The 23,537-nt window shown below is 70.8% G+C and carries 20 protein-coding genes; 8 read left to right on the top strand and 12 right to left on the bottom strand.

Annotated features, from left to right (window positions below):
* The first annotated feature begins 72 nt into the window (after positions 1-72).
* Complete coding sequence (eccD, locus tag HNR73_RS27745) at positions 73-1,473, top strand: type VII secretion integral membrane protein EccD (RefSeq protein ID WP_184790588.1); 1,401 nt, start codon at positions 73-75, stop codon at positions 1,471-1,473.
* Positions 1,474-1,482: 9 nt separating this feature from the next.
* Here eccD and HNR73_RS27740 read toward each other — a convergent pair whose 3' ends face one another.
* Both HNR73_RS27740 and HNR73_RS27735 read right to left on the bottom strand, forming a co-directional pair.
* Positions 1,483-1,743 carry a hypothetical protein gene (locus HNR73_RS27740; RefSeq protein ID WP_184790587.1) on the bottom strand — a complete coding sequence of 87 codons (261 nt, stop codon included), beginning with the start codon at positions 1,741-1,743 and terminating at the stop codon, positions 1,483-1,485.
* 3 nt (positions 1,744-1,746) lie between these two features.
* Positions 1,747-2,940 carry a type VII secretion protein EccE gene (locus tag HNR73_RS27735; RefSeq protein WP_184790586.1) on the bottom strand — a complete coding sequence of 398 codons (1,194 nt, stop codon included), beginning with the start codon at positions 2,938-2,940 and terminating at the stop codon, positions 1,747-1,749.
* A 153-nt stretch (positions 2,941-3,093) separates the two neighbouring features.
* Here HNR73_RS27735 and eccB point away from each other — a divergent pair, with 153 nt between their 5' ends.
* From eccB to HNR73_RS27720, 3 genes are all read left to right on the top strand, one after another.
* The gene (gene eccB / locus HNR73_RS27730) at positions 3,094-4,443 is read left to right on the top strand and encodes a type VII secretion protein EccB (RefSeq protein WP_184790585.1); all 1,350 of its coding nucleotides are present in this window, start codon (positions 3,094-3,096) and stop codon (positions 4,441-4,443) included.
* A 78-nt stretch (positions 4,444-4,521) separates the two neighbouring features.
* Entirely contained in the window at positions 4,522-4,890 is a 369-nt protein-coding gene (locus tag HNR73_RS27725; RefSeq protein WP_184790584.1) for a hypothetical protein, read from the top strand.
* 3 nt (positions 4,891-4,893) lie between these two features.
* Positions 4,894-5,982, top strand: coding sequence for a WXG100 family type VII secretion target (locus HNR73_RS27720; protein WP_184790583.1), 1,089 nt, complete (start codon positions 4,894-4,896; stop codon positions 5,980-5,982).
* A gap of 140 nt (positions 5,983-6,122) precedes the next feature.
* Here HNR73_RS27720 and HNR73_RS27715 read toward each other — a convergent pair whose 3' ends face one another.
* Positions 6,123-9,269, bottom strand: coding sequence for a GH92 family glycosyl hydrolase (locus HNR73_RS27715; RefSeq protein ID WP_184790582.1), 3,147 nt, complete (start codon positions 9,267-9,269; stop codon positions 6,123-6,125).
* A 132-nt stretch (positions 9,270-9,401) separates the two neighbouring features.
* Here HNR73_RS27715 and HNR73_RS27710 point away from each other — a divergent pair, with 132 nt between their 5' ends.
* Positions 9,402-10,034 carry a GNAT family N-acetyltransferase gene (locus tag HNR73_RS27710; protein ID WP_184790581.1) on the top strand — a complete coding sequence of 211 codons (633 nt, stop codon included), beginning with the start codon at positions 9,402-9,404 and terminating at the stop codon, positions 10,032-10,034.
* Here HNR73_RS27710 and HNR73_RS27705 read toward each other — a convergent pair.
* The 4 genes from HNR73_RS27705 to HNR73_RS27690 form a co-directional block, all read right to left on the bottom strand.
* Positions 10,031-12,007 carry a hypothetical protein gene (locus tag HNR73_RS27705; RefSeq protein WP_184790580.1) on the bottom strand — a complete coding sequence of 659 codons (1,977 nt, stop codon included), beginning with the start codon at positions 12,005-12,007 and terminating at the stop codon, positions 10,031-10,033. The two genes, HNR73_RS27710 and HNR73_RS27705, sit on opposite strands and share 4 nt — an antisense overlap.
* A 139-nt stretch (positions 12,008-12,146) precedes the next feature.
* Positions 12,147-14,525, bottom strand: a complete 2,379-nt coding sequence (locus tag HNR73_RS27700; protein ID WP_184790579.1) for a hypothetical protein — start codon at positions 14,523-14,525, stop codon at positions 12,147-12,149.
* Between the two features lie 94 nt (positions 14,526-14,619).
* Positions 14,620-15,180 (bottom strand): CGNR zinc finger domain-containing protein, encoded by a 561-nt coding sequence (locus HNR73_RS40930; protein WP_184790578.1) that lies wholly within the window; start codon positions 15,178-15,180, stop codon positions 14,620-14,622.
* Positions 15,171-15,926, bottom strand: coding sequence for an arginase family protein (locus HNR73_RS27690; RefSeq protein WP_184790577.1), 756 nt, complete (start codon positions 15,924-15,926; stop codon positions 15,171-15,173). Before HNR73_RS27690 ends, HNR73_RS40930 begins: the two co-directional genes overlap by 10 nt.
* Before the next feature lie 256 nt (positions 15,927-16,182).
* Here HNR73_RS27690 and HNR73_RS27685 point away from each other — a divergent pair, with 256 nt between their 5' ends.
* Positions 16,183-17,073, top strand: coding sequence for an oxidoreductase (locus tag HNR73_RS27685; protein WP_184790576.1), 891 nt, complete (start codon positions 16,183-16,185; stop codon positions 17,071-17,073).
* Here the strand turns inward: HNR73_RS27685 and HNR73_RS27680 are convergent.
* Positions 17,047-18,261 (bottom strand): MFS transporter, encoded by a 1,215-nt coding sequence (locus HNR73_RS27680; protein WP_184790575.1) that lies wholly within the window; start codon positions 18,259-18,261, stop codon positions 17,047-17,049. The genes HNR73_RS27685 and HNR73_RS27680 overlap by 27 nt on opposite strands.
* Before the next feature lie 54 nt (positions 18,262-18,315).
* On the opposite strand from HNR73_RS27680, the gene HNR73_RS27675 reads away from it, so the two are divergent.
* Entirely contained in the window at positions 18,316-18,921 is a 606-nt protein-coding gene (locus tag HNR73_RS27675) for a macro domain-containing protein (RefSeq protein WP_203686373.1), read from the top strand.
* 4 nt (positions 18,922-18,925) lie between these two features.
* Here HNR73_RS27675 and HNR73_RS27670 read toward each other — a convergent pair whose 3' ends face one another.
* The 3 genes from HNR73_RS27670 to HNR73_RS27660 form a co-directional block, all read right to left on the bottom strand.
* The gene (locus HNR73_RS27670; protein ID WP_184790574.1) at positions 18,926-19,222 is read right to left on the bottom strand and encodes a YciI family protein; all 297 of its coding nucleotides are present in this window, start codon (positions 19,220-19,222) and stop codon (positions 18,926-18,928) included.
* 93 nt (positions 19,223-19,315) lie between these two features.
* Positions 19,316-19,603: a hypothetical protein gene (locus HNR73_RS27665; RefSeq protein ID WP_184790573.1), complete on the bottom strand. Its 288-nt coding sequence runs from the start codon at positions 19,601-19,603 to the stop codon at positions 19,316-19,318.
* Between the two features lie 5 nt (positions 19,604-19,608).
* On the bottom strand, positions 19,609-20,064 hold the full coding sequence (locus HNR73_RS27660) for a carboxymuconolactone decarboxylase family protein (protein WP_184790572.1): 456 nt from the start codon (positions 20,062-20,064) through the stop codon (positions 19,609-19,611).
* A gap of 181 nt (positions 20,065-20,245) precedes the next feature.
* Here HNR73_RS27660 and HNR73_RS27655 point away from each other — a divergent pair, with 181 nt between their 5' ends.
* A complete protein-coding gene (locus tag HNR73_RS27655) occupies positions 20,246-22,570 on the top strand; it encodes an ATP-binding protein (protein WP_184790571.1) in 2,325 nt (774 codons plus the stop codon).
* Here the strand turns inward: HNR73_RS27655 and HNR73_RS27650 are convergent.
* Positions 22,552-23,403, bottom strand: a complete 852-nt coding sequence (locus HNR73_RS27650) for an ankyrin repeat domain-containing protein (RefSeq protein ID WP_203686375.1) — start codon at positions 23,401-23,403, stop codon at positions 22,552-22,554. The two genes, HNR73_RS27655 and HNR73_RS27650, sit on opposite strands and share 19 nt — an antisense overlap.
* Between the last annotated feature and the right edge of the window lie 134 nt (positions 23,404-23,537).

Raw genomic sequence — 23,537 nt, 5'->3', positions numbered from 1 at the left:
ACGACCGCGACACCGATACGCTCACCGGCGCGAGCCTTCTCGATCCCCCTCCCGGCAAGGAGACCGCGACCGATGACCGTCGCCAGCGAACTGTCTCTCGTCACCATCGTGGCCCCCCACACCCGCATGGACGTCGCCCTCCCCGGACACGTGCCGCTGTCGGAGCTGCTGTCCGACCTGCTCCAGCACGCCGCCGACGGCCCGAAGGGCGAGGACCTCGTCGAAGACGGTGCGGCACAAGGAGGCTGGGTCCTGTCGCGACTGGGCAAGGCGCCCCTGGACCCGGACCTGACGCCGAGCCAGCACGGCATCCTCGACGGCGAGGAGCTGTACTTCACCCCGAGCGCGCAGGCCGCGCCCGAGGCGGTGTTCGACGACGTCATCGACGCGATGGCCACCGCCACCAACGAACGCGTCGGCCGCTGGCAGAACACCACCAGCCGGGTCTTCGGCACGGTCCTGGCCAGTGCCGCGCTGCTCGGCGGGGCCGCCGCGATCCTGTTCACCGGAACGGGTCTGGCGATGTGGGCGGCCCTCGGCGTCGGCGGCGCGCTGCTGTGCGCGGCACTGATCCTGGCCCGCGCGCTCGGCAAGGCCGCCAGCGCCACCGTCCTCGGCCTGCTCGCCCTCGCGTACGGCCTGGTCGGCGGACTGCTGCTGCTCGGCGAACTCCCCGACCTCGGCGACATCAGCGCTCCCCGCGTCATGACCGCGGGCGCGGTCGCGGGCGTGTTCGCCGTACTGGCCGGCATCGTGGTCATCCCCTACGCCCCGGTGTTCCACTGTGGAGCGATCTGCGGCTTCTCGCTGACGGCGGCCGCCGCCCTGTCGACCTTCCTCGGGGCCTCCCCCGCCGAGGCCGGCGCGGCGATCGCGACCCTGCTGGTCGCCCTGGTCCCGATGATGCCGATGCTGTCCTTCCGCATCTCGCGCCTCCCGATGCCGACCGTGCCGAAGTCCCCGCAGCAGCTGCGCACCGACGGCGAGAAGGTCGACAGCGAACTGGCGCTGCTGCGCAGCGAACGCGCCGACCAGCACCTGACGGGCATGCTCACCGCCGTCGCGATCATCGCCGCCGGCGCCGAGGTCGCGCTCGCCTTCGGCCGGACCGTCCCGGCGACGCTCGCGGCGGTGCTGTTCACGCTGCTGGTCCTCATGCGCGCCAGGGTCTTCCTCACGATCCGGCAGCGGCTGCCGTTCCTGTTGGCGGGCGTCGTCGGCCTGGTCTCACTGGCGCTGGCGTTCTGGACCGACGACCACGATGCGGCAACGCGCATGTTCGTGCTGCTCAGCGCCGCGGCCTTCCTCGCGATCATCGCCCTGGGCTACACCCTCGGCGTGGTCGGCAAGCAGGTCTCGCCGATCTGGGGCCGCATCGTCGACATCCTCGAACTGCTGCTGGTCTTCGCGGTGGTGCCGCTGACCGCGTGGGTGTGGAACCTCTACTGGGCCATCCGCACGATCAACGGCTGACGCCCGCGCTCAGATGCCGTCGTCCTCGTCGCCACCGACGACGGGCGGCGGCATCTCCTCGTCATCGTCGAGGCTCCACGGATTGTTGGCCTCGCTGCGCCAGGTCAACTGCTCGGCGGGATCCGGATCGCCCTCGCCGCCGGGATCGACCTCGCTCGTCTCGGCGGACTTGACGCCCGGCGCGACGTGCTCATCGATCCACTGTGGAGGCTCTAAACCCCAGTCCGGGAGCGTCTTGGGAGCTTCGCCGCCGGTACGTGATTCGGTCATCGTCTAAAAGATCCCGCCGCTCGCCGCCGACGCGTACGCCGCCGGACCCTGCCTGCCGTTGCACCGCCGAAGTTTGACCTTGTTGTCGACGGCGAGTTTGCCGAGCCGGCCGACCAGCTCGTCCACGTCATCGTGCTCGGCCGCCACCCTCACCAGGCAGCGGACCGAAAGGCGCTTCTCGATTGGCCGGTCACTGGCCCTCCGCAGCGAGATGGACACCGCGCAGAAGGACGACTGGAGTTCGGCCACCTCCGTCCACAGTCGACGCAGTTCCTCGACGCCGGGGAGCCTGCCGTGCAGGGTGAACGTGACCTGGTCGAGCTCGCCGAGTTTCCAGGTCCGCCAGTCCTCGGTGACCCCGTCGGCGCCGTCGACCTCGGCCGACTCGGTCCCCAGCGACTGGCGCAGGGCCTCGTCGAGGCCGGTCGCGTCGAGGGGACGCAGGTTCACGCCGACCTGTTTGGCGCCCTTCATCAGGCGCCCGACCGTCCCGCCCAGCGCGCGCTGGATCCCCACGGCGCCACCGCCTCGCTCGGCGGCGATGCGCGCGGCGCCCTGCACGTCGAGCCGGACCACGAACCAGGCGTCGCGCCGGGCGAACAACGGCAGACCGTTCATGACCTGCGTGGCCGTCGCGTCGTCGCCGGGGAAGCGCCACTCCGGCTTGATGCCGTCGGCGTCGTCGTCATCCTCGTCGGCAGCCGCCGGGGGAAGGTTCGACGAGGTCAGCGGGACCGTCTGGGTCACCAGCTGCACCGAGGAGACCGGGGCGCCCGAACCGAGCAGGATCCCCGACAGGACACCGAAGGCCAGGTGCGGGGGCTCGTCGCTGTCGACGGTCAGCCCGGCGAACCAGCCGGTCCCGTCGAAGGCGACGCCGAGGCTCATACCGCGCTCGGTCACCGTCTTCAGCTCGATCCCCGAGGCCAGCGCCGCTACCTCGGCGGGCCGCCTGCGGTCCCGGTGGCGCCGGAACACCAGCCGCAGCCAGCGCGCTCCCCGGACGTACCAGAGGAGTCCGCGGGTCCTTCCGAACACCAGGATCCCGGTCACCGCGACGCCCGCGGCCAACCAGATCCAGTCGGAGCCCTTGACGAAAAGCAGCGCCGCCGCCACGATTTCAACGGCCACCAGCTGGGCGAGGCCAACCGGTCCGAAACGCGCGGGCCGCCCCGTCGACGGTGCGGGAGTCGCCATGTGAGACCAACATCCTTTATGGACAGTCAGCGTCGGATGTCTCGCACCCGGGCCGGATTCGGGGTTCTGACATGCTAGCGGGTGCCAGGTTAGCGGCAGGTCATTGACGAGGGAAGCCCCCGGCAAAAAGGGCAGACCTAGGGAGTTTTGCGTATGCGCACGAAGCGCGAACAGGTACAGGCACAACGGTTCATCGTCCGCCGCATCGTCTCGGCAATGGTCAGCGGCGAACCGGAGACCCTGGATCTGCCCATGCGCCGGGTCGGTATCGCGGCCTTCGCCGGAGTGCTGGTCTTCGCCTTGGTCTTCGCCGGTTTCTGGGTGGTCGGCCTGATCTTCCCCGGTGGCAGCAAGTCCTGGATGGTCGACGGCGCGATCATCGTCGAGGAGGAGACCGGGACCCGGTACGTCTACGCCCAGGGCGAGCTGCATCCCGTCCAGAACTACGCCTCGGCGCTGCTCATCGTCGGCAACGGTGAGCGAACCGTCCACCAGGTGCATCAGCAGTCACTGAAAGGAACTCCGCGGGGCCGCACGCTGGGCATCTCCGACGCTCCCGACGCACTGCCCACAAAGGACCTGTTCACGTCTTTGCCCTGGCAGACGTGCAGTGCGCCGACGCCGATCGACCCGACCGGCCGGGATTCCTACGTGCTGATCGGAGCGCCGCTCTCGCCGGCCACCGACCTCGCCGGTCAGGGCCTGTTGCTGGCCAACGGCGACGACTACTACCTCGTGCTGGGACCGACGAAGTACCTCGTGGACGCAACGGCCCTCCCGGCCCTCGGCACCAACAAAGAGCAGGCGATACGTGTCGACGACGTGTTGGTCAACGCATTGCGGACCGGCCCGGACCTGAAAGTCAAGATCTCGGGTAAAGGCCGCGCGGGAACCGAACTCGAAGGCGAGGCCTACAAGATCGGGGACGTCTTCAGCAACAACGATAAGTACTACGTTCTGGTGGGTGACGGTTTGGCGTCGATCGGGGAACTGTCGGCCGAACTGCTGGGAACTAAGAAAGTCGAGCTGGCCACGGCCACCGTCATCGCCAACCAGTCCCCCGCCGTGATCGAGCCGGCGGAGTTCCCGCAGGACCGTCCCGACATCCGCGAGGGCCTCGACGGCGCGGGCACCGCGGTGTGCAGCGTGTACGCCGACGGCGATCTCACCGTGGCCGTGCACACCCCCGTACCTGCGAACTTGTCGATGCAGACGACCGTCGCACCGGTCGGTGAAGGCGATGAGATCAATACCGCCGACCATGTCTGGCTGCCCGGCGGGTACGGCTCGCTCGTCCGCGCCGAGCCCACGCCGGAGGCCCCGGGCGGCACGGTGTATCTGGTCACCGACCAGGGCTGGAAGTTCGGATTGACGCCCGAGGCGATCACGGCTTTCGGTTACGAAAAGGTCACACCGACACCGATCCCGGCGGGCCTGCTCGCATTGCTACCTACGGGACCGGAACTTAGTCAAGCGGCCGCTCTAACGCCTTCGGCGGGCTAGCGGAAATTGAGTCTTTCGCCTTCCCTCCAATTTGCTCTATCCTGTGCGGACAACTGGAAAAGTCAGTGGAGGTAACTGATGGCGCCCCCGTCCGCCACCGACGGTCCCTTTGACGTCCATGTCGATCGGATCGCGGAATTCCAACCGACCTTCGGTCGACTCGACGCCCGGGTGAGCACCGCGCACAGCCAGGTGTCCCCCGCCTCGGCTCAAGGTCTCGGCACTTTCCCGCAAGCTCAGTCGATCATCACCGAACACACGAGGCTGCTCGCCCAGCTCCTGGCACGCTTGGCGGAGCTTCAGGCCGCCATCGCCGCGGCGAACGCCAAAACGACCAAACTCATCGACAACTACCGCAGAGCAGAGCAGACCAACCGCACGAGCATGGAGTCCCTCATGGGTCCGCTGCTCGGTGTCATCTCCGCCATCGCCAAGAAGGGAGACTGACCCGTGTACGGATTCGAGCAGGCGTCGTCCATCTGGATGTCGGTGCAGCCGAGCGGTCCGGCGACCAGCGCGCAGTCCAACTGGATGGCCGCGGCCGCCGAGGCGAGGCAGCTCGCCGACGAACTGATCAAGAACGTCCAGACGCTGCTGAGCTACTGGAAGGGCCCGGCCGCGACCGAGTTCTCCAAGAGCATGCAGACCCTGGCCGGTTTCGCCGCCGACCTGTCGGCGGACATGACGAACATGGCCAAGGGCCTGTCGCAGATGGCCGCGTCGGCCGAAGCGGCGCGCGCCAAGGCGATGGTCATCATCGCGACCCACCAGCACCCGAAGATGCGCGCGATCGGCGCGGCGAAGCTCAACGCGCTGATGGGCACGACCGGTGGGCAGTACAACTCCGCCAAGAGCCAGTACTGGCAGGAGCCGACGCAGCCGCCGGAGAAGCTGCCGCACAAGAACAGCAACAGCGGTGAGACCACCCCTCAGGGTCTCGACAACCCGGGCACCATCCCGTCGAAGCGGGAGATGAAGGACGACTTCGACCTGCTCGACATCATCAAGCCGATCGCCGACGGTCTCGGCTTCGGTGACACCGATGGTCCGGGCGGCGGCGACGGCGATCTGGACGGCTTCGACCCCGGTCCGCTCCCGAACGGGTCGCTTCCCCCCGACGACCCGTCCTACAACCCGGTGCCGATCCCCGACACCAACCTCGAAGAACCCGATCCGATCGGTGGCGGTGGCGCCGGGATGAATCCCGTCGGCGGCAGCACCGGTCTGGCCGGAGCGACACCGGCGGTTCCGACCACGGGACTGGCGACCAACGGCGGCGGCATGGCGCCCGTCGGCGGCGGTGTGGGCCCGATGGCCGGTGTCATGGGCGGTGGCGGATTCGCGCCCCGCAGTGGCGGCGGCGCACCCAAGACCGCCGGCGTCGGCGGCGGTGGCGGTCTGTTCGGCCCGCCCATGATGGGCGGCGGAGCACAGCGCCGCGGCGAGGAAGAGGAGAGCGGTGTGCACACGTGGCTCACCGAGGACGAGATGGCCTGGGACGGCGACGCCGCACCGGGTGCGGTGACCGGGCGGGACTGACGCCGGGTCGTCGACCCGCACCAGTCGCGACCGGAGCGGCGAACGGATCCGCCTGGGAGGGAGGGTTCCGAGCCCACGGCTCGACGAGAGACGACAAGGCCCCGAAGCGCCGGCTTCGGGGCCTTTCCATGGGATGAGCGCTAGGCGTACACCTCCAGCTCGTAGATCCTGGCCGCCGTGTCGGTGTTCTGCGTCGGCGTGATCACGTTGAGGCGCACGTATCTGGCGGTCGTGACCGTCCCCAGTGGATGTTCGCCGACGGCGGCGGTGTTGCCGCGCACCTGCGTGATCGTCGTCCAGTTCACGCCGTCGGCGGACACCTGGAGGTCGTAGTCCCGCGTGTTCCAAGAAGCGTTCTCGCCGCCGGCGCCCGCGTGCCGGACGGTGAAGGAGCGGATCGCGCGCGACTGCTGCAGATCGACCTGGAGCCAGCGGTTCGTGCCGCCCGAACACCACTTGTCGGTGTTGCCGCCGGTCACCGATCCGTTGACGGCCTTGGCCGGGCCCTCGTCGGCGTTGCACGAGGAGTCGGCCGTGGCCGGGCGGTTCAGGGCCACATTGGACGGCCCGCTGCCGCCGTAGGCCTCGAACTCGTAGATCCGCGCGGCACCGTTGCCGTTGTTGGTCGGCGTGGTGATGTCGAGCCGTACGTAACGCGCCTGCCGCGAGGAGAACGGATGGTAGGTCCGGCTCGCCCGCTGGCCCGACACCGCGACCGCCTGCGTCCACGCGTTGCCGTCGGTGCTCGTCGAGATCGTGAAGGAGCCGGTGTTCCAGCCGGTGGTCTCACCGCCGAGCCCGGCGTGCTTGACCACGAAGGACGACACGTTCTGCGCCGACCCGAGATCCACCTGGAGCGACTTGGTCCCCGACGCCGTCGAGCACCACTTGCTGTTCCCCGAAAGGCTTCCGTCGACGGCCTTCTCCGGGCCCTCGCCCGAGCACGACGCCGAACCGGAGGCCGGCTTCCCCAGCGCCAGGTTCGTGCCGAGTTCCGGCGCGGGCGGCGGCTGCGCGGCCCCGTCGGTGAACGACGGCGGGACGTCGGCGGGGTTGTTGCCCCACGTCGACGCCGAGGCGCCCATCGTGTACGACAGCGTCCCGCCACCGGCGATGTCGGTGTAGCGCAGCCACGGCTTCTGCGTCGAGGCGCCGTTGAGCGAGAAGCCCTGTACGTACTGGTTTCCCTGCCCGGCACCGGAGGCGTTGATCTGGACGTTCCCGCCCGGCCGCTGGATCAGGATCGACGGGAACAGTGGCCCGTGCAGGGCGAGGGTGTTCGCACCCGGCGTCGGCGGGTACATTCCCAGCGCGCTCCAGACGTACCAGGCTGAGGTAGCGCCGAGGTCGTCGTTGCCGGGCAGGCCGCCGGGTCCGGTCGTGAAGGACTCGTTCATGATCCGGCGCACCACGCTCATCGTCCCTTGTGGACGGGCGGCGAAGTGGTAGGCCCACGGCACGCCGTGCTCGGGCTCGTTGCCGATGTAGAAGTAGGGCCGCGACAGCCCGCCGTTGAGTTCGGTGAAGTGGTGGTCGAGGCGCTGGACGGCGGTCTGCCGACCGCCCATGAGGTTGATCAGCCCGGCGAAGTCGTAGGTGACCATCCACGTGTACTGGGACGCGTTGCCTTCGGTGTATCCGCTGGAGCTTGCCGGATCCAGCGGCCACGGCCAGCTGCCGTCGCTGTTGCGGTCGTGCACGTAGCCCGAGTCGGTGTTGTAGACGTTCATCCACCACTGGGCGCGCGCCATGTAGGTGTTGTACTTCGCGGTGTCGCCGAGGCCGCGGGCGAACTGGGCGACGGCGAAGTCGGACGCCGAGTACTCCAGGGAGTCCGACGGGTCCTGGTGGATGAAGTGGTTGGCCGTGTAGGTGCCCTGGAGACCGCGGATGGCGCTGCCCTGCATGGTGCCGCCGTTGGAGGACTTGTCCATGAGGGACAGTGCCGCGGCGGTGTCGAAACCGTTGACACCGAAGGCATAGGCGCTCGACACGACGACCGGCCCGGGGTCACCGGTCATCACGAAGTGCTCGTTGCTGTTGTGCGACCACTTCGGTATCAGGCCGCCCTGCTGCCCGTCGAGGACCATCGACTTGACGATGTCGGTCATCTCCGCCGGTGCGATGAACGCGACCAGTGAGGCCCACGAACGGTAGATGTCCCAGCCTGAGTAGTTCTGGTACACGGTGTGGTTCGCGCTGTGGATCTGGTTGTCGAAGCCCCGGTACTGCCCGTTGACGTCGCTGGAGACGTTGGGGTTCTGCAGGACCCGGTACAGCGCGGTGTAGAACTTCTGCAGGTCGGCCGTGGCTCCGCCGGTCGCCTGGACCCGGTTGAGCATGTTGTTCCACGCGGTGTCGGCGGCGGTCCGCACGGCCTGGAAGTCCGTACCCGGGTTCTCCGCGGCGAGGTTGGCGCGGGCGCCCGCGAGGCTCACGAAGGAGATCGCGACCCGCGCCTGCACGGTCCGGTTCGATGTCGTGTCGAAGGTCAGGTAACCACCGGAGTTGACGCCGCCGGCCGAACCCGAACCGGCCGAGATCGTCCCGCCGAGCCAGGTGCCCTGGCCGGTCGGGGCCCGGTCGAAGCTGATCACGTAGAAGATCTGGTAGGTCTTCGACGAGCCGCAGAACCCGCCTCCGGTAAAGGTTCCGGTCATCTCCGAGCCGTTGATGCTGATCGAGCCGCTGCGGTTGCCGGTCGCGCTGCGGCTGGAGTTGACCAGGACGCGCGCGGTCGTCGAGGAAGGGTAGGTCAGCCGCATCATGCCGGTGCGGGTCGTCGCCGACAGTTCGACGTTCGTGCCGCCGTAGGTGTCGAGGACCGTGCGGTAGTAGCCGGGCGCGGCCTGCTCGTTGGACTTGGTGACGGCCGAGGAGTAGCCGGTCCAGCCGGTGCCGGGTGAGGTGCCGAGGTTGCCGGTGACGGGGAGGATGCCGAGGTCCTCGTTGTTGGAGCAGCCGGCGCCGTTGAAGTGCGTGAGGCTGAACTCCTCGACGCGCGTGTCGCCGTAGCGGTACCCCGACGGCGAGCCGGTGGGCGTGTCGGGCCCGAACTGGACCATGCCGAACGGGAGGACCGGGCCGGGGTAGGTGCTGCCCCCGGCGCCGCCGGGGACGGGGTTGGGCGAGTTGCTGTCGTCGGTGCCGATGAAGGGGTTGACGTACTGGGTGAGGGCGAGGGCGGCGGTGTCGGCGGCCTGCGCGGCGGGTGGGGCGGCCAGGAGGGCGGCGACTAAGGCGCCGGTGACGGCCGCGCCCAGGAGGGGGCGGGGTAAGCGTGACATGGGGGTGCTCCCGGAGGTTGAGAGACAACGTTGTCCGTGCTTGTGCGGTCACGCTATTGCCCCGGCCGGAGAGGTGTCAAGACTCTTCATCGGTAACCGGCTATAATCGAATAATCAGTTACACTGATGAGCATGGATCTCACCCCGCTCGTCCGCCGCTGGCTCGCCGCCTGGACCATCGCCCGCGAGCTCGGCCCCGCCGTCGACGTCCCCGGTGGCTTCCGCGTGACCCTCGGACTGCCCGGCCGCCACCACGAGTTCATGGCCCCCGACGCCGCCGGGCTCCCGGCCCTGGTGACCGCGCTCAAGGCCATCGAGCCGTCCTGGCTGACGGCCTTCACCACCGACCCGGCGGCCACCGAGGTCGCGCTGAAGGCCGAGGGCCTGGAGTTCTTCACCGACGCCGAGACCTTTATGCGCACCGACCTCGACGGCCGCCCGAAACGCCGCCCGGCCGAGGGCTACACCGTCGCCACGACGGTCGACGGCCCGCTCATCCGCGCGGCCGTCACCGCCCCCGACGGCACCGCCGCCGCGAGCGGCCTCATGGCCGTCGCGGGCACCGACGCCGTCGCGCACGGGATCCAGACCGACGAGGCCCACCGCCGTCGCGGACTCGGCGGCGCGGTGATGACCGCGCTCGGCGAGGCGGCGACCGCGCGGGGCGCGACGACCGGGCTGCTGATCGCGAGCGCCGCCGGGGAGGGGTTGTACCGGTCGATGGGGTGGGAGACCTTGGCAACGGTGGTGACGGTGCGGGCCTAACCGGCTTTGTCGACCTTCGGTTTCTTCTTGTCCTGTCCGGACTTGGCGCGCAGCAGCGGCAGCACCTCCGTCGCCACGTCCATCGCGCTGATCCCCGAGGCCGCGTAGGACAGCGGGTATGCGCGTTCGACCTGCACCAGGTGGTTTTTCAGGAACACCAGCCGCTCCTCCTCGTCGGTGACGGACCTGACGTCCAGCAGTCCCAGCAGGGCGGCCACCAGCGTCTTGGCGTCGACCGACCTGCCTCGTTCGCGGCCGAGCAGGATCCCGCGCCACTCGCCTTCCCGGTTTCCCTTGGTGTTGGTGACGTCGAGCGCCACCCCGGGGATCTTGTTGATGTAGGCGAGGATCCGATTGACGCCGTCCTGCAACAGCAGCGGCAGATGCGCGTTGGCGATCTGGGCCGCCTGTGCCACGAGGTCGCGCATCGCGGCCGCGATCGGCGGCTCGACGGTCTGACCGAACCCCCTGAACCTGAAGCCGATCACCTCGGCATGGGCACCGAGGACCGGCAGTTTGGCGATCGCCTCGGGGACGGTCTTTCCGAGCACGGCCGTGCGGATCACGTCCTTGTGCACGAGCCAGGCCGTCGTGTGGGCGCCCATCCTGCCGCCCTGAAAGGCGGAGGGTGGTCGCCCCTCGCTGCGCAGGTCGGTGATCACGCCGCGCTCGTCGAGTTCGACCTGGGTCGCGACCGGCTGGCCGGGGATCTCCTCGACGTCGCGTTCCCTCCACTTCGGTGGTTTCGGTGGGGGATCTTGCGCCTCGCGCTTCCGTTTTCCGGCGGCCTGGTCCGCGTCGGACCCGTAGCGCGTGGTCGCCGCCCGGGAGCGCCCGGCCTGCGGATCGGGCCGTGTGAGCGGGGCACCGCCGTTGGCGAGGACGGCTTCCCGGTAGTCCTTGACCTCCTGTCCGATCTCCCGGTACTCGGCGCGCAGGGCGTCGTGCCGGCCGGGGCGCGCCACCGCCTTTTCGTCTTTGAGCTTCTGCTGTCGCTCGTAGGCGCCTCGCAGGCGGTCGTTGTACACCTCGACGTTGCGGGCCTTCTGCGCGACGACGTGGGGGGCGAGAGTCGCGCGCAGCTCGCGGACGGCCGCCTTGACGCCGCCGCGGAGGCCCCACGCGCGCGTGATCGAACCGGGGTAGGCGGCCGAGATCGAGATGAGGTGTTGCGCCAGAATCGGCTCGATCACGCTGTCGGGATCGATGCCCGGTGCGATCACGGGAATCGCTTCCCTCTTGTGCTGCGAAGCCAGCACCGCGAGGCCCTCGAAGTCGAAAAGGCCGCTGATCGCGACCTTGAGCGTTTCGGGATCGGCCTGTTCGTACCCGACCATGGCGCGGGCGGCGCCCGACTCGCCTTTGCCCCGGCCGGCGAGTCCGGCGCTGACGGACTTGATGTTGAGGGTCGTCAGCGGAATCAGTTCACGGTAGTGGAGATAGGCCGTGACGAGACTCTGGAGGGTCGTCATCAGGCGCGGGTCGTCGGCGGCGAGGGTGGTGACCATGCCCGCGAGCCGCGCGACGGTCTGCCTCGCCTGCGCCAGCGCGGCGGCGTGCTCGACTCCGAGGCGTGCGGCGAGGGCGATACCGGGCAGGCTCCTGGCCCGGTCGACCAGTTCGAGGATCCCCCGCGCCGCCTCGCCGGGCGTTCGGCCGACGACGGCGTTGCGCACCGACTGAGCCTGGACGACGAAGGCGGTGGTGTGGTCGCCCATCGTTCCCTTGAACGGCGACTCCGGGCGCCCGCGCACGGTCAGCTCGCCGATGGTGGCCCCGTCGGGGGCCATGCCGATCTGGGCGGCGACCCGTTGCACCACAACGGTTCGGCGCGCCAGCATGCCCGCGACGGCCGCGTTGCCCGCCGTGCGCTGCAAACCGAGCAGCCGTGCCGCGACGGGCGTCGGCGCCGGCGTTCGTCTGACCGGCGCCGCGCTCGGGGCGCGCGTCGGCCGAGTTCCCTTCTCCCACATGAGAGAACTCCTTCCCACCACGCCTGGACTGTGACGGAACGGGAGCCGCGCCGCAATCCGTACATCGGGTGATTCGGGTTCCTCGTCGGGCTTTCCGCGCTTCGCCGGTTGCGGTGCTTTTGGTGGCACGGCGTCAGTGCTAGCCCGTCTTCCGCTTCTTCCCGACGGCCTCGTCTTTTCTGTCGGCCTTGTCCGGGTACGACTTCTCCAGCACGTTGAGGGCCACGCCGGCGATGCGCGACGCCGCGTACGAGACGGGGTACGCCTTCTCGACCAGGATGAGATGGTTCTTCAAGAGCGTCAGCCGGTCGACCGGGTCTCCCACGCTGCTCCTGTCCAGCATGCCCATGAGCAGGCCTTCGAGCTTCTCCGGTGTGGCACCGAGCCCGGTCGTCTCGAAGGCCAGCAGCTCGGCGCGAAGGCCGCCCTCCCGGTCGCCACCGGTGTCGCCCGCGTCGAAGGCGACACCCGGGAGCACGTTGACGCGTTCCAGGAGCTTGTTGATCGCCGCCTGGAGCAGGATCGGTTGAGCCGCGAGTGGCGCGGCGGCGGCGTCCGCCGCGTTCTTGTCCATCACCGACTTCATCGTCTCCGAGGTCGAACCGGCGCCGAACCGCCTGAGCCGGTGCTGCAGCTCGTCCACGCCGACGCCGAGGCCGGGAAGCCGGCCGATCGCCTCGGGAACCGTGCGCTTCAGGATCGCGGTACGGATCACGTCCTTGTGCACGATCCAGGCGGTCGTGTGGGCGCCCATCTTCCCGCCCGTGAACGCGGAGGGCGGGCGGCCCTCGATGTTCAGCTCGGCGATCTTCCCGGCCCCGTCGAGGACGAGCTGGACCGCGGAGTGCGCGCCGACGCCCACCTTCGCCGCCTTGGCTCTTGCCTTGGCCGCCGCTTTGGCGTCCTCCTTGGCCTTGGCTCTCGCGAGGACCGCGGCCGCCTCATCCTCCTCCGCCTTGCGCTTCTTCGCCGCGTTCTCCGCGGTACGGTCCGTACTTCCCGGCGGCGGGGGCTCGGGGATCGGGACGCCCTTGTTGGCGATGATCAGCCGAGTCAGCTTGGCGACCTCGGCCTCGGCGACTTCCCGCGCGTTCATGAGCGTGCGGTCGTCCACCGGCGACTCCTCGTCGTCGCTGAGTTCCACTTCCTTCTCCGGCGGGGGCAGGCCCTTCGCGCGGGCCTCGGCGGCGGCCGTGTCCCACGCGTCGGCCTTCGTCTTCCTGTCCGCGGCCTTCTTCTTCGCCGCCTCCTCGTCGGCGACGGTCTTGGCCAGTGCCGTCGCGGCCCTCGCGTCCTTGCCCGCCTTCTCCTTCGCCAGAGCCGTCTTGTGGGAACGCGGTTTCTCGATCGCCTCAAGTGCCTGGTTCTGCCGCACCGTGGCCAGTTCCTCGTACTTGGTCAGCAGGATCTTGTTGTAGGTGTCGACGTTCGCCTTGTACTCCGCCTCGATCACCGGTGCGACGTACGCGCGAAGATCGTCGAGCGCCTCCTTATCGTTCGCCCACACGCGGTTCGGCATGCCGGGATAGGCGGCGTCGACGGCGTGGAGGTGCTGGAGGAGGATCGGGTCCGTCCGGTCGCGGAGGGCGACGGCGGGAGCCACCTTCCGGGCCATCCCTGGATCGGACTCGGCCATGAGCATCGCCAGGCCGTTGGGGTCGAGCAGCCCCAGGATCGCCTCGCGCAGAATCAGCTTGTCCGTCGTGGCGTCCGATGCCGCGAGAATCTTGGCGTGCCGGGACTCGCCCTTGCCCTTGCCCGCCTTCGCGGGGTTGATCGCGCGGATGTTGAGCGTGCTCAGCGGGATGAACTCGCGGAACTGCAGGTAGGCGGTGACCAGGTTCTGGAGGGTCGTCATCGACCGGCTCTCCCGCAGGTCGCGGTCCGCGGCGGCGTCGTCGGCGTTCTTCCTGTCGGCCGCGGTCCCGGACGCGACCGCGACGGCGTCGAGCGCCGCGGCGTTCCTCTTCGCGACGTCGACCTCGTTGAGCTCGACGTAGAACCCGTCCATCGTGACCTTGGCGGCTTCGAACTTGTCGCCGTGGCCGACGCCGCCACCTTTGGGCAACTTCGGCACCCGGGCGATCCCCGGAAGCTTCATCGCCCTGTCCACCAGCCCTCGCACCCCGGCCACGGCGTCGGCGAGGGACTTGTTCAGGACGGCGTTGCGCACGGCGGTGGCCTGCACGATGAAGGCCGTGGTGTGGTCTCCCATCGTGTCGGTGTAGGGCGAGGCGGGCCGCCCTCGGACGGTGAGATCGGTGATCGTCTTCCCGTCGGGACTGACCGCGAGCTGCGCCGCCACCCGCTGGATCACGATGGGGGCGGTACCGGGGCGGGCGGGCCCGAGCAGGCCCGCGACCGCGCGGTTTCCCGCCGCGCGCTGGAGCCCGATCAAGCGTGCGGCGGCGGGTCTGCCCCGTGCGGCCGTCGCCGGAACGGACGTGGTGGTCCTGCCCGGCGGCTCACCCTGCTCCACCCGTTCGGCACGCTCCGGTCCGTCCGCCGATTCCCGCATGGGTCCCCCTTCATGCCGATGACCTGCGTCGACATTTACCGAAGGGGGCTAATCACCGCAAGATGCATTCGAGGGGCATATGCGCATCCGCCCTTTAGGACCTCGCCCGGTAAGCCGCCACCTTCGTGCGGTTCTGGCAGCTCGTCGAGCAGAAGCGGCGGGTGCCCGGCTTCGTCGTGTCCAGGAAGACGAGGTCGCAGCGTTCGGCTTCGCAGCGGCGCAGCCGCGACAGCCCGTCGCCGCCGGCGAGCATGGCGACGGCGGTGGCGAGGTCGGCGAGCCAGCGTTCGGCGCCGAGGCGGGACGGGTCGCCGAAGTAGAGGTGCCACGGCTCGTCGCCGTACTGGACGAGCCACGGCTCGGCGCGGGTGGCGCGCAGGAGGGCGTTGACGGTCTCGGCGGCGTGGGCGTGGTCGCCGTCGACGAGCAACGACAGGGCCGTGTAGAGGCGCTCGCCGCCGTCGGCGAGCCGGTCGGGGTCATCGACGGGCGGGGCGAGGCGGGTGACGAGGCGCAGGGCTTCGGCGACGGCTTCACGTTTCCCGTCGTCGTCGAGCTCGGGGGCGGGTTTCCCGTGGCGTTCGGGCGCGCCGAAGGCGTTGGCCAGCGCGACGGCCGCGTCGAGGGCGGCGGCGAGGTGGCCCGTCACGTCCACGCGGCCTCCGCCAGCAGCGCCGACAGGAGGCTCGCGCGGGTCCATTCGGGTGCCTCGTCGAACCAGGTGCAGGCGATGTCGACGGCGACGACGCGACCCGTGGCGAGCACGCGCCCGGCGGCGGCGACGACGTCTTCGACGCTCGGGCCGCAGCCGACGGGGTAGCGCAGGCCGGGCATCTGGTCGGAGTCGATGACGTCGGCGTCGATGTGCAGGACGAGTGGGCCGGGCGGGAGGTGCTCGGCGACGTCCTCGATCTTGCTCTGCCGGATCTTCGCCTCGCCGAGGTAGGCGATCTCGGGCGGGTCGAGGTCGCGGGCGCCGACGAGCAGGGCACGGTCCTCGGCGATGGCCTTGAGTCCGAGCCGCTCGGCGATGAGTTCGGGCCGGTAGCCGGTGATGATCCGCAGCGGCATCCCGCCGGGGTAGCCCGACGCGCTGGTCTCGACGGTCTGCACGTCGCCGTGGGCGTCGAACCACACGATCCCGGCGTCGATGCCGGTGCGCTGGAGCCCGGCGAGGACGGCCATGGAGGTGGAACAGTCGCCGGAGACGATGACGGGGTTGCCGTGCGCGGTCTCGGCGACGGCCTGTGCGGTGCGGACGCCGACGTCGCCGAGTCGCGACCAGACGTCGCCCTCGCGGAAGTCGGCGTTGACGGTCGTCGGCTCGACGGCCGCGGGCAGCAGCGCGCGCAGCCCGGGCAGGTGTTCGTCGAGGTGGTAGGGGACGAGGATGACCGTCATGCGAAGACGCTACCGCGCTGCGGTCCGGTGTGGGAGTTCCGGAGGGTGCGGTCCTCGGCGCGTGACCCGCGAGGGCGGTGGCGACCTCGCGCGGGGTCCCGGCCGCGAGAACCCGTAGCCTCGGGAGGGGGTTCGCGCGGTGTCGGCACGCGCCGAGAACGACCTACCCTCCTTCTTGAGATTAACCCGCCCGGTTTCCCGCCGCATTCGGGTCCGTCCAAGGTTCTCACCAGGCAATACGCCTAGAGTTCCGGGCATGACGAATCCCGCCTCGGCCGCCGGCCGCTTCCTCCTCGGCGGCGACCTCGACGTCGCCCGCATCGGCTACGGCTCCATGAAGCTCACGAACTGGCCGCAGGGCGGCCGCAGCCCCGAGCGCGAGACGGCCCTGCGTGTGCTGCGCGAGGCCGTCGCGCTGGGCGTGAACCACATCGACACCAGCTACTACTACGTCGACGGCGAGGGTTTCCGCGCGCCCGAACTGATCCGCGAGGCCCTCCACCCCTACCCCGAGGACCTGGTGATCGTCACGAAGGTCGGTCCGATCATGACCGGCGTCGAGGGCGACGCGCACGACGGACTGGAGCCCGAGAGGCTGCGCGAGGCCGTCGAGTGGAACCTCGCGGCCCTCGGCGTCGAGCGCGTCGACGTGGTCAACCTGCGCGTCGACGGCGTGAACCCGCTGCCCGGCGGGACGCTCCAGCAGCCCCTGGAGAGCCTCCTCAAGCTCAAGGATGAGGGCCTGATCGGCCACATCGGCATCTCCAACGTGCGGCAGGACCGTTTCGAGGAGGCCATGCGGTACGCGCCGATCGCGTGCGTGCAGAACCTCTACAACCTGGGCCGCCGCGAGACCAGCGACCCGATCATCGACGCCTGCGAGCGTGCGGGCATCGCCTTCGTGCCGTTCTTCCCGGTGAGCGGTTTCGACGAGGAGACGACCGCGAAGGTCGCCGCCGTCGCCGCCAGGCACTCGTCGACGCCGCAGCAGATCGCCCTGGCGTGGCTGCTGCGCCGGTCGCCGAACATCCTGCTCATTCCCGGTACCGGTTCGCCCGCGCACCTGGCCGAGAACGTCGCGGCCGCCGGGATCGAGCTGTCCGACGCCGACCTCGCCGACCTAGACCGCACGCAGGTTCCGGACTGACGCCCACGCCAGGGGCAGCAGCGAGACGATCGCGAAGATGACGCCGCCGCCGACCGCCACGGGCTCCTCGCCCGCGGCGGCGACGAGCGGCCCGACGAGCAGCTGCCCGAGCGGGATGGCGACGAAGGAGCCGAGGGCGTCGTAGGAGGACACGCGCGACAGGACCTCCTCGGGGACGTGCTGCTGGAGCGAGGTCGCCCAGGCGATGCCGAAGACCTCCATGCCGAGCCCGCCGACGAACGCGGCCGCCGACAGCGCCCACACCGACGGTTCGAGGCCAAGCACGACCAGCGGGATCCCGGCGAAGGCGACCGCGAACTGGCCCGCCGCCAGGAGCCGGCGGACGCGGACGCGGTACATGATCACGCCCATGATCAGCAGTCCGATCGCGAAGCAGCTCAGGACGGCGCCCCAGCCCTGGGCGCCGATCGTGCGCAGCGCGATGCGCGGTCCGAGGACCGACCACACGGCGACGTAGATGCAGTTGGTGATGCCGAAGGCGGCGACGACCGTCCAGACCCACGAGCGGGAGCGGAACTCGGTCCAGCCGACGCGCAGGTCGTGCCAGGTGCTGGTCCGCTGCTCGCGCGCGGCCTTCTTCGGGAGTCTGACGCGCGTGAGGCAGTACGCGGCGACGAAGTAGGTGGCGGCGTCGACGGCGATCGCCCAGCCGCCGCCGACCCCGGCGACGACGAGGCCCGCGACGGTCGGGCCGGCGATGGTGACGGCGCTGCGCGAGGTCCCGAGCAGCGAGTTCGCGCGCTGTGTGCGCTCCTTGCTGACGATCTCGGGGACGATGCCCATCATCGCGGGGAAGGTCAGTGCGGCGGCGGTGCCGTTGAGGAAGCCGAGCGCCATGATCAGCGGCAGGTGGTAGTTCCCGGTGAGGAAGATGACCGCGATCCCGGCCTGTGTCGCACCCGCGACCAGGTGCGCGCAGAGCAGGACGACCCGGCGCGGGAAACGGTCGGCGATGACGCCGCCGAAGAGCAGGAAGACGACCATCGGCACGCTCTCGGCGGCCAGGACGACGCCGAGGTCCCCGGTCCGGCCTTCCTGGAGGACGGCGAAGGCGAGCGCGACGGGGACCATCGAGGTGCCCATGAGCGAGATGACGCGTCCGGTGAAGAACCACCGGAAGGCGGGGAGGGCGAGGGGGGATGTCGCGATCTTGGCGGGTGGGGACACGGCGGTGGAGTCTATGTCAGGTGGCGGTGGGCGTGTCCCGGTAACGTCGCGGCCGTGACAGAGACCCTGGACGTCGTCCTGGCCGCCGTGGACGAACGGGCCGCCGCCTGCTTCGACGAGGTCGCCGGGGAGTTCGCGCGGGTGCGGGTGTGGCGCGGTTCGATCCTGGACGCCGGCTGCGCGGCCGTGGTGAGTCCCGCCAACAGTTTCGGCTTCATGGACGGCGGGCTCGACGGCCGCTATCTCGTCCACTTCGGACAGTCGATCCAGACGGCCGTGCGGGCGCGAATCTTCCACGACCACGACGGCGAGCTCTTCGTCGGCGAGGCGCTCGCCGTCGAGACGGGCGACGCGTCCGTGCCGTGGCTGATCGCCGCGCCGACCATGCGCGTGCCGATGCGGCTGCCCGCCGACACCGTCAACCCCTACCTCGCGATGCGCGCGATCCTGCGCTGCGCCGCCGGACTGGGTGTCACGTCGGTCGCGGTGCCCGGGCTGGGCACCGGCGTCGGCGGGGTGCCCGCCGCGACGTGCGCGCGGCAGATGGCGGCGGCCCTGCGGTCCGCGTCGGCGCCGACCCGCCTGCCGGGCAGCTGGGCGGAGGCGTCGGAGGAGCACCAGCTGCTGTACACCGACCGGCCGGGGCGGTTGCAGTACTGAGCCGTCAGCCGGGCGGCGTCTGGCGGTACTCCGCCAGCCCCGCCGCCGTCTTCGTCGCGATGAACTCCGTGACCGTGTACGCGCACACCCCGGCCAGGACGAAGGGGTCGGTCGCGACGGCGGCCTCGACCGCCGCCCGCTCGCCCACGGCGAGGATGACGCCGCCGGTGCGCGGTTCCTTGCGGCCCGAGGCGATGAACATGCCCGAGTCGTAGAGCGCGTCGAGCCACTCGACGTGGGCGGGGAGGAGGTCGTCGACGCGGTCGAGGGGGGCGGTGTAGCCGAGTTCCAGCACGAACATGGTCGAGACGGTACTCGACGGCGGGAAGGGGGCCCGCCGACCACGTTCGCGGCCGTCGGCGGTGCCGAGCCCGATCCCCGGGCTCGGCACGCGTCAGCGCACGGCCACGACCTCCCCCGAGCGTCCCGTCGCGCCGGTCGTCAGCGACATCGCCGCTCCGGCCTCGGGGAGGTCGGGCAGGGACGCGAAGGCCGCGCCCATCGCCTCGGCGTCGTCCCACTGCCATGTGTCGGTGTAGCCGCCGTCCTCCAGCCGGACCAGCGTCGTGGCGTTCAGCGCCGGGTGGCGCGACCGCACGGCGTCGATCACGGCCGCCCTGCGCCGCAGGAACTCGTCGAAGACCTCATCGTCGACCCCGTAGTGGTGAACGTGTACCCGCATGCCCGTCACCCCCACTGCCCGGCGATCTGGCGGGTGGTGGCGTTGAGGCGGTTGAGCATGTTGGTCGTCGCGATCGTCAGGACGATGGCGGCGAGCCCTTCCTCGTCGTAGTGTCCGGCGGCCTCGTCCCAGATCTCGTCCGGGACACCGTCGGGGTTGTCGGCGAGGCGGGTCGCGGCCTCGGTCAGGGCGAGGGCGGCGCGTTCGGCGTCGCTGAAGTACGGCGTCTCCCGCCACGCGGCGACGGTGTCGACCTGCCGGTCGGCGACCCCGGCCTTGCGCGACGAGAACGCCCCGCCGTGCACGCACGCGCTGCACCCGTTGATCTGACTGGCGCGCAGGTGCACCAGCTCCAGAGTCGTGGCGGGCACGCTCGTCGTGCGCGATGCGCCCAGAAGCGCCTGGACGGCGGGGTAGGCGCCTTCGATGACGGCGGCGGGGTTCTTCATGCGCGGCTGCATTTCGTGCTCCTTGCGGCTTTCGCGGCGGGACGTTCCCTCCGTCGTTGGGAATCACACACCGGCGCATATGCCGCACGCAGCATCGATGGGACGCCATGGGACAGGCGCACCCGCCGCCATCAGGCAAGATGGCCACACGGAAACAGTCCCGCCGATGGGACAGCGAGGGAGGAGGACCGGGATGGAACGTTCGCCCGCCACCGAACTCGCCGCACGGCTGCGCCGGGTCTGGGACCTGTCCGGCCGCAGCCTGCGCGCCCTGGCCACCGACGCCGCCCTCAGCTCGTCGTCGCTGTCGCGCTACGTCGCCGGGCGGACCGTGCCGCCGTGGGAGGCGGTCGTCGCGCTGTGCCGGGTCGTCAAACGCGACCCGCGACCGCTCCGTCCACTGTGGGAGGAGGCGCGACGTTCCGCCTCGACCGTGGCACCGCCGCAGCGGCCCGCCGCCCGCTCCCCCCGCAACGACCTGCCGTCCGACGTCACCGACTTCACCGGTCGCGCGGGCGAGGTCGAGCGGGTCCTGCGGCATGTCGCCGAGTCGAAGGCCGTCGTCGTCGACGGCATGGCCGGTGTCGGCAAGACGAGTCTCGCCGTGCACGCCGCCCACCGTCTCGCCCGCGAATTCCCCGGCGGGCGCCTCTACATCGACCTGCACGGCTTCACACCCGGCTTCGAACCCGTCGACCCCGCCGAAGCCCTGCGCACCCTGCTGATCGCCCTGGACGTGTCCACACGCGCCATTCCCGACGGCATCGAGCGCCTCGCCGCCCGCTGGCGGGACGAACTCGCCCGCCGTCGTGTCCTGTGTGTACTCGACAACGCCGAGGACGCCGATCAGGTCCGGCCGCTGCTGCCCGGCGCGGGCGACAGCGCCGTCATCGTCACCAGCCGCCGCAGATTCGTGGCCCTGGCGCACATCCCGCCGGTGTCGCTTGACATCCTCGACGGCGACACCGCGAAGGACCTCTTCCGTCGCGCCGGCGGCCCCGACGCGCGCTACGAGCGGGAACCCGAGGCCGTCGCCGAGGTCGTGCGCCTGTGCGGGAACCTGCCGCTGGCGATCCGGGTCGCCGCCGCCCGCCTCCGGCACCGTCCAGGATGGACGCTCGCGGTCCTCACCGACCGGCTGCGCCGCCAGACCGACGACTTCGACACCGCCTGCGGCATGTCCCTGCGCCAGACCGATCCCCTGCACCGCAAGGTCTTCCGCCGTCTCGCCCTCATCCCCGGCGCCGACTTCGACAGCGCCGTCGCCGCCGCGGCCGTCGGCCTGTCCGTCGACGACACCACCGAGATCCTCGAAGACCTCGTCGACATCCACCTCCTCGACGAACCCGACGCCGACCGCTTCCACATGCACGACCTGGTCCGCGGCTTCGCCGCCCGCACCGTCGAAGCCGAGGAGTCCGGGACCGAGCGCCGCCGCGTCGAACAGCGCGTCCTCGACCACCAGCTCGCCCGCGCCGAGGCCGCCTTCCGCCTGTTCCCCTGGCTCACCCTCCCCGGCCCCGTCGAAGAAGGCCCTTTCGCCGACCGCGACGCCGCCCTCGCCTGGTACGACCGCGAACACGCCAACGTCCTCGCCACGTTCCGGCGCGCCGAGGCCATCGGCGACGACACCTTCGTCGCGCGCGTCCCCGGCCTCCTCCGCCCCTACTTCGGCCGCCGCGGCGGATGGGGCGAGGAGGTCCGCGTCCTCGAATCGGCCACCGCCGCCGCCCGGCGCCTCGGCGACACGCGGCTCCTCGCCGAAGTGCGTCTCGGCCTCGGCAACGCCCGCTACGCCGCCGGGAACACCACCGAGGCCCTCCGCGAGTACGCCGACGCCGCCGAACTCCTCGCCGACGGCCGCCACCAGGACGTCGCCGCCATCCTCGACCTGCGGCGGGGATACCTCCACGACAACCTCGGTGACCCCGTCACCGCCCGCGCCTTCCTCGACCGCTCCGCCGAACTGTTCAAACAGGCCGGCGACCAGCCCGGCGGACTGGCCTTCGCGCTCGCCTTCGCGGCCTGGACCTGTTACCAGGACGGGGATCTGGCCGAGTCGGCGCGACTCGCCGAGGAGTCGATGGCCGTCTTCGACCACGGCCTCGCCTACCGCACGGCCCTGGTCACCTACGGGGCGGCGATCGCGCCGACCGAACCCGCGCGCTCGCTGGAGTTCCTCCGTCGCGCCTACGCCCTCGCCGAGGCCGACGACCACCCCTACGACGTCGCCTGGGCGCTGAACTACCTCGCCGTCGCCCTGCGGTACGCGGGCCGTCACGACGAGGCGATGGAGTCGCATCGCGAGGCGATGGCGCTGCTGGAGGAGCTGAACGAGCAGCAGACGGCCGTGCACTTCCTCAACGACTTCGGGGCCACGTGCCGGGCCGCGGGTCTGGCCGACGAGGCCCTCGAACTGCACCGGCGCGCGCTGGAACTGGCCGTGGAGATGCGTTTCGGGCGACAGGAGGAGCTGGCCCGCCGGGGAATCGAGGCGGCTCAGGCGATGGCCGCGTAGTCCCTTGTGGGCAGTCGCGCGAAGCGCTCGGGGGCGAGGAAGGCGGCGACGCCGGTCGGCCGGACGCCCGCGACGGCGCAGCAGTAGGCGGGCGACTCTCCCCGGTACAGGAAGGTCCGCAGCACCTCCTCGGGCGGATCGTCGGCTTCGGGCCAGCCCGCCGGGCCGTGGTGACCGGGGACGAGGATCCCGTCCCGGTGGACGCTGCCCTGGTCGCCGCTCTTGGGGTTGGCGTACATCGCGTAGGCGACCGTCCCGGCCGACAGGAGCCGCGTGACCACCGGATACGACGCGGCATAGGCCCACGGCTGCGCGACGACGCAGCCGCCCGGCACGTCGGTGAAGCCCAGGACGTCGAGGTACTCGTCGCCGAGCCACGCGTCCGGAGCGAACTCCGGCACCTCCGGCAACGCGACGACGTCGAGCCGCCGCATCGCCTCGTCGGCGGAGACTCCGCCCACGCAGCAGACGCTCCACCCGTCGTCGTCGATCTCGTCGAGCGCGGCGATCACGCCCGGCGCCTCCCCCACGGCCGCCTCCTCGGCCGCCGACAGGGCCTCCCGCGCCTTCCCGAACATCCCCGGCGTCGGCCCCGCCAGGCTCAACCGCCCCGGCGACCACCCCGCCATCATCGACCGCCACGGATCGGCGCCCGCCTCCACCAGCGCCCGCGCGTTGTCGTCCCGCCCGGCCCACACCGCGACCCACAGGGCGGAACGCCCGTCGGCGAGCACGTCGGCGTCACCGAGCTCCCGCGCCAGCCCGGCGACCTCGTCCGGTGAACCCGTCTCGGCGGCGCGGTGGAGGAGGTAGAGAGGGTCGGTGTGCGACATGGGGAGAGGGTAGAGGCGAGCCGCCGCCGCGTGTCCGGGGGTGACGCGACTCTCAGCCCCGCCGGCGCCCGCCACGGGTGTGGACCCGCCGCGGAATGGCGCACAGACGATCGAAAGCCCGCCTCCCTGACCGG

It is taken from the genome of Phytomonospora endophytica (assembly GCF_014202425.1).
GTDB classification, from domain to species: Bacteria; Actinomycetota; Actinomycetes; order Mycobacteriales; family Micromonosporaceae; genus Phytomonospora; species Phytomonospora endophytica.
The sequence above is the reverse complement of the archived record's forward strand: the minus strand, read 5'-3'. Positions and strand labels throughout refer to the sequence as shown.

What these genes read in the sequence shown, in the direction of transcription:
- eccD (WP_184790588.1), top strand. Translation starts at nt 73, where the DNA reads ATGACCGTCGCCAGCGAACTGTCTCTCGTCACCATCGTGGCCCCCCAC.
- HNR73_RS27740 (WP_184790587.1), bottom strand. Translation starts at nt 1,743, where the DNA reads ATGACCGAATCACGTACCGGCGGCGAAGCTCCCAAGACGCTCCCGGAC.
- HNR73_RS27735 (WP_184790586.1), bottom strand. Translation starts at nt 2,940, where the DNA reads ATGGCGACTCCCGCACCGTCGACGGGGCGGCCCGCGCGTTTCGGACCG.
- eccB (WP_184790585.1), top strand. Translation starts at nt 3,094, where the DNA reads ATGCGCACGAAGCGCGAACAGGTACAGGCACAACGGTTCATCGTCCGC.
- HNR73_RS27725 (WP_184790584.1), top strand. Translation starts at nt 4,522, where the DNA reads ATGGCGCCCCCGTCCGCCACCGACGGTCCCTTTGACGTCCATGTCGAT.
- HNR73_RS27715 (WP_184790582.1), bottom strand. Translation starts at nt 9,269, where the DNA reads ATGTCACGCTTACCCCGCCCCCTCCTGGGCGCGGCCGTCACCGGCGCC.
- HNR73_RS27710 (WP_184790581.1), top strand. Translation starts at nt 9,402, where the DNA reads ATGGATCTCACCCCGCTCGTCCGCCGCTGGCTCGCCGCCTGGACCATC.
- HNR73_RS27705 (WP_184790580.1), bottom strand. Translation starts at nt 12,007, where the DNA reads ATGTGGGAGAAGGGAACTCGGCCGACGCGCGCCCCGAGCGCGGCGCCG.
- HNR73_RS27700 (WP_184790579.1), bottom strand. Translation starts at nt 14,525, where the DNA reads ATGCGGGAATCGGCGGACGGACCGGAGCGTGCCGAACGGGTGGAGCAG.
- HNR73_RS27690 (WP_184790577.1), bottom strand. Translation starts at nt 15,926, where the DNA reads ATGACGGTCATCCTCGTCCCCTACCACCTCGACGAACACCTGCCCGGG.
- HNR73_RS27685 (WP_184790576.1), top strand. Translation starts at nt 16,183, where the DNA reads ATGACGAATCCCGCCTCGGCCGCCGGCCGCTTCCTCCTCGGCGGCGAC.
- HNR73_RS27670 (WP_184790574.1), bottom strand. Translation starts at nt 19,222, where the DNA reads ATGTTCGTGCTGGAACTCGGCTACACCGCCCCCCTCGACCGCGTCGAC.
- HNR73_RS27665 (WP_184790573.1), bottom strand. Translation starts at nt 19,603, where the DNA reads ATGCGGGTACACGTTCACCACTACGGGGTCGACGATGAGGTCTTCGAC.
- HNR73_RS27660 (WP_184790572.1), bottom strand. Translation starts at nt 20,064, where the DNA reads ATGCAGCCGCGCATGAAGAACCCCGCCGCCGTCATCGAAGGCGCCTAC.
- HNR73_RS27655 (WP_184790571.1), top strand. Translation starts at nt 20,246, where the DNA reads ATGGAACGTTCGCCCGCCACCGAACTCGCCGCACGGCTGCGCCGGGTC.
- HNR73_RS27650 (WP_203686375.1), bottom strand. Translation starts at nt 23,403, where the DNA reads ATGTCGCACACCGACCCTCTCTACCTCCTCCACCGCGCCGCCGAGACG.